The organism is Paraburkholderia sp. BCC1876 (assembly GCF_902833695.1).
Taxonomy (GTDB): Bacteria; Pseudomonadota; Gammaproteobacteria; order Burkholderiales; family Burkholderiaceae; genus Paraburkholderia.
The window spans coordinates 1-421 of record NZ_CADFGI010000118.1; the positions used below are offsets into that span (position 1 = coordinate 1).

The 421-nt window shown below is 66.3% G+C and carries 1 protein-coding gene; it reads left to right on the forward strand.

Going from position 1 to position 421, the window contains the following annotated elements; translation table 11 throughout:
- A partial coding sequence (locus HWY05_RS38080) for an aldehyde dehydrogenase family protein (protein ID WP_208459132.1) occupies positions 1–421 on the forward strand: 421 nt, incomplete at both ends.

The following is a 421-nucleotide window of genomic DNA, read 5'->3' on the forward strand; positions in this document are numbered from 1 at the left end:
GCTCGGCGGCGCGCTGCAATGGCATTTCGCGGCGATGTGGCTGCTGGTGCTCAACGGGCTGGTTTACCTGGCGATCAACCTCGCCAGCGGACGCTTCACGGCGCGCTTCTTCCCGCTGTCGCCCGGCACGGTGTTGCGCGAGCTGTTCGCGGCCCTGCGCGGCAAGCTCTCGCACGCGGACCTGACGCACTACAACGCGGTCCAGAAGCTCGCCTACCTGGTGGTGGTGCTCGACCTGGTCGTGCTGGTGCTGTCGGGGCTCGCGATCTGGAAATCGGTGCAGTTTCCCTTGCTGCGCGAACTGTTCGGCGGCTACGAGGCCGGCAACTTCATCGGGCCGACGCTGTTCGCCGACGTGAAGACCGACATGCGCATCTATAGCGAGGAGATCTTCGGGCCGGTGCTGGCGGTGATCGCGGTC